Annotated in this window: 4 protein-coding genes and 1 pseudogene; 2 read left to right on the plus strand and 3 right to left on the minus strand. The window is 61.8% G+C overall.

Translation table 11 applies throughout. The features are described from left to right. From ACRESD_RS06140 to ACRESD_RS06150, 3 genes and pseudogenes are all read right to left on the minus strand, one after another. Window positions 1-121, minus strand: a pseudogene (locus ACRESD_RS06140) (SPOR domain-containing protein); the annotation flags it as partial. A 1-nt stretch (window position 122) separates the two neighbouring features. Continuing rightward, window positions 123-1,859 carry an arginine--tRNA ligase gene (gene argS / locus ACRESD_RS06145; RefSeq protein WP_431750112.1) on the minus strand — a complete coding sequence of 579 codons (1,737 nt, stop codon included), beginning with the start codon at window positions 1,857-1,859 and terminating at the stop codon, window positions 123-125. Window positions 1,860-2,063: 204 nt separating this feature from the next. After that, window positions 2,064-4,283 (minus strand): primosomal protein N', encoded by a 2,220-nt coding sequence (locus ACRESD_RS06150; RefSeq protein ID WP_431750113.1) that lies wholly within the window; start codon window positions 4,281-4,283, stop codon window positions 2,064-2,066. 215 nt (window positions 4,284-4,498) lie between these two features. Between ACRESD_RS06150 and rpmE the strand changes: the two genes are divergently transcribed. Both rpmE and ACRESD_RS06160 read left to right on the plus strand, forming a co-directional pair. Continuing rightward, window positions 4,499-4,717, plus strand: a complete 219-nt coding sequence (gene rpmE, locus ACRESD_RS06155) for a 50S ribosomal protein L31 (RefSeq protein ID WP_010213765.1) — start codon at window positions 4,499-4,501, stop codon at window positions 4,715-4,717. A 35-nt stretch (window positions 4,718-4,752) separates the two neighbouring features. Further along, window positions 4,753-5,547: a thermonuclease family protein gene (locus ACRESD_RS06160; protein ID WP_431750114.1), complete on the plus strand. Its 795-nt coding sequence runs from the start codon at window positions 4,753-4,755 to the stop codon at window positions 5,545-5,547. Window positions 5,548-5,594 lie beyond the last annotated feature (47 nt).

A 5,594-nucleotide genomic window follows, 5' to 3' on the forward strand; every position in this document is an offset into this window, starting at 1 on the left:
CCACAAACGCGCCGACCGTCAGGCCGATGGCCATCCACAACCAGCCCGGAATAGGCTTCTTCGCCGGTGCCTGGTAGCGGCTGGCGCCGCGCTTGGGTGCAGGTTTTTTCTTGGCAGCCAACTTACATACGCTCCAGAGTTTCCAGGCCCAACAGTTCCAGGCCTTGCTTGAGGGTCCGTCCTGCCAGTGCGGCGAGGCGCAGGCGGCTCTGCTTTTGGGCTTCGTCGTCTGCGGTCAGGATCGGGCAGTTCTCGTAGAAGCTGGAGAACAAACCGGCGACTTCGTACAAATAGGTGCAGAGGATGTGCGGTGTGCCTTTTTCGCCGACGCTGTTCAGCACTTCGCCGAATTGCGCCAGTTTGGCGGCCAGTTCCTGCTCATGTGGCGCCTCAAGGTTGATCTGGCCTTCGACTTCGCTGAAGTCCTTGCCCAGCTTGCGGAACACACCGGCCACCCGCGTATAGGCATACAGCAGGTACGGCGCAGTGTTGCCTTCGAAGTTGAGCATCAATTCGAAGTTGAAGCTGTAGTCGCTGGTGCGGTGCTTGGACAGGTCGGCGTACTTCACCGCACCAATGCCCACCACGCGGGCGATGTTGCGCAGGTCGGCCTCGGCCAGCTCCGGGTTCTTTTCCTTCACCAGGTTGTAGGCACGCTCCTGGGCTTCGTTCAGCAGGTCGATCAGCTTCACGGTGCCGCCGTCGCGGGTCTTGAACGGGCGGCCATCGGCGCCGTTCATGGTGCCGAAGCCCATGTGTTCCATGTGCATCGGGTGGGTGATGAAACCCGCGCGGCGGGCCACTTCGAACACTTGCTGGAAGTGCAGGGCCTGGCGCTGGTCGACGAAATACAGGGCGCGGTCGGCTTTCAGCACGCCGCTGCGGTAGCGCACGGCCGCCAGGTCGGTGGTGGCGTAGAGGTAGCCGCCATCGGCCTTGACGATGATCACCGGCAGCGGCTCGCCGTCGGCGGTCTTGAACTCATCGAGGAACACGCACTGCGCGCCGTTGCTTTCAACCAACAAGCCCTTGGCCTTGAGGTCGTTGACCACGTTGATCAGGTCGTCGTTGTAGGCGCTTTCGCCCATCACATCGGCCATGGTCAATTTGACGTTGAGCAGCTCGTAGATTTCCTGGCAGTGAGACAAGGAAATATCACGGAAACGGCCCCACAACTCGAGGCATTCCTTGTCGCCGGCTTGCAGCTTGACCACCAGGCCACGGGCGCGGTCGGCGAATTCTTCGGATTCGTCGAAGCGCTTCTTGGCGGCGCGGTAGAAGTTTTCCAGGTCCGACAGCTCGTTGCTGGTGATCGGGTTTTCTTGCAGGTAGGCCATCAACATGCCGAACTGGGTGCCCCAGTCGCCCACGTGGTTCTGGCGGATCACGGTGTCGCCGAGGAACTCCAGGACACGTGCCACACCGTCGCCAATGATGGTCGAACGCAGGTGACCCACATGCATCTCTTTGGCCAGGTTGGGGGCCGACAGGTCAATCGCCACGCGCTGCAGTGGGCCGGCCTTGCGTACGCCGATCCTGGCGTCGGCCAGGGCCTCATCCAGGCGCGAAGCCAGGGCCTGGGTGTTCTGGAAGAAATTGATGAAGCCTGGGCCGGCGATATCGGCCTTGGTGACGCTTTCGTCGGCAGGCAGGGCGGCGATGATTTTCTCCGCCAAGTCACGTGGCTTCATGCCCGCAGGCTTGGCCAACATCATCGCGATGTTGCTGGCGAAGTCACCGTGGGTCTTGTCGCGGGTGTTCTCCACCTGGATCGCCGGCGTCAGGCCTTCAGGCAACACACCTTCGTTGACGAGTTGGGTGAGGGCTTGTTGGATCAGCTGGCGAATGGTGTCTTTCATGGTGCTCTCTTTCGACCGCAAGCGGCGGCGCGCGAAGCGCAGGTGGAAAAACTGGGCATTATCCGTGGCGAGGGCGGGCTTGCCAACCGTTCAGACGGGTTGGCGGACCTGCGGGCCTCATCGCGGGCAAGCCCGCTCCCACATTTAATGGTATTCACAATTCAAACTGTGGGAGCGGGCTTGCCCGCGATAGCGATCTATCTATCAGTACAAATCTACCGGGTCTACATCCAGCGACCATCGCACTTGGCGGCCACTGGGCATTTGCTCCAGGGCAAGCAACCAGCTACTTAACAATCGGTGCAATGGTGCCCGAGACGTTGCCTGCAAGAGTAGCTGAGCGCGATAGCGCCCGGCGCGGCGCTCCATAGGCGCAGGCACCGGGCCGAGCAGTTCGATGCCGGTCAGACCCAGTTCGGCCAATAAACGTTCGGCAGCGCTACAGGCTTCATCGAGAAAACTTTCTGCCTGCCCCGGCTTGTGGGCTTCCGCCCGTAGCAATGCCAAGTGCGCAAAAGGCGGCAGGCCTGCGGCGCGGCGTTCGCTCAAGGCTTGTTCGGCGAAGGCAAAGTAGCCTTCTTCTGTCAGTTGGATCAGCAGCGGATGGTCGGCCAAGTGGGTCTGGATAATCACTCTGCCCGGCTCTTCGGCCCGCCCGGCCCGGCCTGCGACTTGTACGATCAATTGCGCCATGCGCTCGCTGGCGCGGAAGTCGCCGGAGAACAACCCGCCATCGGCATCCAGGATCGACACCAGTGTCACGCGTGGGAAGTGGTGCCCCTTGGCGAGCATCTGGGTGCCGATCAGGATGCACGGGTGGCCTTTCTGGATGGTGGCGAACAGCTGGTTCATCGCATCTTTGCGCGAGGTGCTGTCGCGGTCGACCCGCAGCACCGGGTAATCCGGGAACAGAATGCCCAGGCGTTCTTCGGCGCGCTCGGTACCAGCGCCCACCGGACGCAGGTCGACTTTGCCACACTGCGGACAGTGGCGCGGCACGCGCTCCACATGGCCACAGTGGTGGCAGCGCAGCTCGCCGTAGCGCTGGTGCACGGTCATGCGCGCATCGCAGCGCTCGCACTCAGACATCCATCCGCAGTCATGGCACAGCAGCGTTGGCGCGAAACCGCGACGGTTGAGAAACACCAACACTTGCTGGCCGGCGGCGAGGGTCTGGCCGATGGCTTGTTGCATCGGCCCGGAAATACCGCTGTCCAGTGGACGGCTTTTGACATCCAGGCGCAAGAAGCGCGGTTGCTTGGCGCCACCGGCACGCTCGTTGAGGCGTAGCAGGCCATAACGGCCGGTGTAGGCGTTGTGCAGGCTCTCCAGGGATGGCGTGGCTGAGCCCAGCACGATCGGGATGTCCTCTTGGCGTGCCCGTACCAGCGCCAGGTCGCGGGCGTGGTAGCGCAAACCTTCCTGCTGTTTATAGGAGCCGTCGTGCTCCTCGTCGATGATGATCAGCCCGGGATTTTTCATCGGGGTGAACAGTGCCGAGCGGGTGCCGATAATGATGTCGGCCTCGCCGTCACGCGCCGCCAGCCAAGACTCCAAGCGTTCACGATCATTGACCGCCGAGTGCACCAATGCGATGCGTGCGTTGAAGCGTTGTTCGAAACGCGCCAGGGTTTGCGGGCCGAGGTTGATCTCGGGGATCAACACCAATGCTTGCTTGCCGGCTTGCAGGGTTTCGCGGATCAACTGCAAATAGACTTCGGTTTTGCCGCTGCCAGTTACACCGGCCAGCAGAAAGGCATGGAAACTGTCAAAGCCGGCACGGATAGCTTCATAAGCCGCACGTTGCTCAGTGTTCAGCGGCAGTTCGGGCTGGGCCAGCCAGTGTTCATGGCGTGGGTCCGGCGCGTGCTTGCGGATTTCCACCTGCACCAGCCCCTTGGCCAGCAGCAGGTCGAGGCTGTCCTTACTCAACATCAGCTTGCTTAATAGCTGATGGGCCACGCCGTGAGGGTGCTGGGCCAGCGTAGCCAAGGCTTCGCGCTGGCGCGGGGCACGGGCGATGCGCGGGTCGTCGAGTCGGGCACCGGGGGCCATCGACCAGAAGCGTTCCTGGCGCGCTTCCGCCAGTTCGCCCTGGCGTAGCAGTACCGGCAGCGCCCAGCTCAAGGTATCGCCGAGGCTGTGCTGGTAGTACTGGGCGGTCCACAGGCACAGTTTGAACAATGCGGGTGGCAGCGGCGGGGTGGCGTCAAGGATTGCCAGGGCAGGCTTGAGCTTTTCGGCGGGGACTTCGCTGTGATCGGCGACTTCCACCAGGATACCGATCATCTCCCGTCGCCCAAACGGCACACGCACGCGCATGCCCGGTTGCAACTGCGCGCGCGGCACGCCGGCCGGAGCTCGATAGTCGAACAGGCGGCGCAGGGGCGAGGGCAGGGCTAGGCGCAAAATGGCGTCGGGCACGCGGGGAGTCTCATATAAAGGCAGGCGGTGGCGCAGGGGCGGGAGCCTAGCAGACGGGGGATGGCTTGGGTATGCCATGGTTTTCTGATGAAAGGAGGTTTTCAGCCGGATACGCGGCTTGCGCGATTAAAAAGGTCTGGTAGAATCCGCGGCCTAATTACGTGCGGTATTCGACAATAGTGTCGAGTGGCGGCACGCTAGCCCGAGGAAGTGCCATGAAAGCCGATATCCATCCAGCGTACGAAACCATCGAAGTCACCTGCAGCTGCGGCAACAAGTTCGAAACCCGTTCGAACCTGTGCAAGCCACTGGGTACTGACGTATGCAACGAGTGCCACCCGTTCTACACCGGTAAGCAGAAGACTCTGGACACCGGCGGCCGTGTACAGCGCTTCGCAGATCGCTTTGGTGCTTTCGGTGCCAAAAAGGCCTGAGGCCGATCAACTTGGGAAACCGCTTCGGTTTTTCCATGCTGATGAAAAAGGCGTCCCTTGTGGGCGCCTTTTTTGTGCCTGCGATTTGGCTGGCCGCCGCTCAGGCAGAAGCGTACTGCCCGGCGCCGGCGTCCGTGGTGCAGGTCGAAGTGCAACGCGTGGTGGATGGCGACACGGTACGTCTCAAGGATGGTCGCAGCGTGCGCATGATCGGGCTCAATACGCCGGAGACCGGTAAAAAGGGGCGCACGGACGAACCTTTTGCCGTCGCCGCGCGTCAGCGTTTGCAGGCATTGGTAACGGCCAGCGGCGGCCGGCTCGGCATGGTGGCGGGGCGTGAGAGCAAAGACCGCTACGGACGGACCCTGGCCCACCTCTATGGTGCCGATGGCGAGAACCTGGAGGCGCAATTGTTGGCCGAGGGCTTCGGCTTTCAGGTTGCAGTGGCACCTAATATCGACTTGGTCGCTTGCCAGCAAGTGGCCGAAGATGCCGCTCGCCGAGCACAGCTGGGGCTTTGGCGGCAATCGCCTGTGCAATCTGTGGCGCAACTCAAGCAGTCCGGCTTTGCCTTGGTCAGCGGCCGGGTGAGCAAGATTGAGCGCAATCGAGGTGGGATTTGGATTGGATTGCAGGGCGCGCTGGTATTACGTATCGCGCCTGACCAGATCAATAAATTCGACAGCGCCCGGCTCAATGGTCTGCAAGGCCAGGTTATCGAGGCGCGAGGTTGGGTGCAGGATCGCTCCCGGCGTGGCGGCCTGAAAAGCGGCCAGGTGCGCTGGCTTCTGACATTGAGCGACCCCAGCATGCTCAAATCGGCACTTTAAGAAAAAATTGTAGACATTTTTAAAGTCGATTGTGAACAGTTGAGCCC

The sequence above is a fragment of the Pseudomonas sp. genome, assembly GCF_050739995.1.
Lineage (GTDB): Bacteria > Pseudomonadota > Gammaproteobacteria > Pseudomonadales > Pseudomonadaceae > Aquipseudomonas.